The organism is Citrobacter sp. JGM124, from assembly GCF_018257795.1.
Lineage (GTDB): Bacteria > Pseudomonadota > Gammaproteobacteria > Enterobacterales > Enterobacteriaceae > JGM124.
Genome location: NZ_JAERJD010000040.1, coordinates 1 through 592, shown reverse-complemented (window position 1 = coordinate 592; position 592 = coordinate 1). Strand labels below are relative to the sequence as shown.

At 65.7% G+C, this 592-nt stretch carries 1 pseudogene; it reads left to right on the top strand.

What is annotated here, in order from left to right:
* A pseudogene (locus JK154_RS17630) lies at nucleotides 1–592 on the top strand (invasin); the annotation flags it as partial.

Here is a 592-nt window from a genome sequence, read left to right as displayed (position 1 = left end):
CCCTCAGGGACGCGCAGGGCAATGGCGTTGTCGGTGAAGTGAACGCAGTAGAGGCGGGCACCACCGTGCCGAGTGCCACCGTGAAGTCAGGCAGCAGCTGGGCGGACAACCAGGACGGGACCTACGAGCGTACTTATACGGCCACGACCGTCGGCAGCAACCTGAAAGCGTCGCTGCAGCTCTCTGACTGGGGGGCGGCTTCCCAGTCGGCGGTCTACGCCATCACCCAGGGGGCCCCGGTACAGACGGGCGGCACCATCGCCACCGATACCACCAGTTATGAGGCCGGTGCGGACATGACGGTCACGGTGACCCTCAGGGACGCGCAGGGCAATGGCGTTGTTGGTGAGGTGAACGCAGTGGCGGCGGGCACCACCGTGCCGAGTGCCTCCGTGAAGTCAGGCAGCAACTGGGCGGACAACCAGGACGGGACCTACAAGCGTACTTATACGGCCACGACCGTCGGCAGCAACCTGAAAGCGTCGCTGCAGCTCTCTGACTGGGACGCTGCTTCTGAGTCGGCGGCCTACGCCATCACCCAGGGGGCCCCGGTACAGACGGGCGGCACCATCGCCACCAATGCCACCAGTTA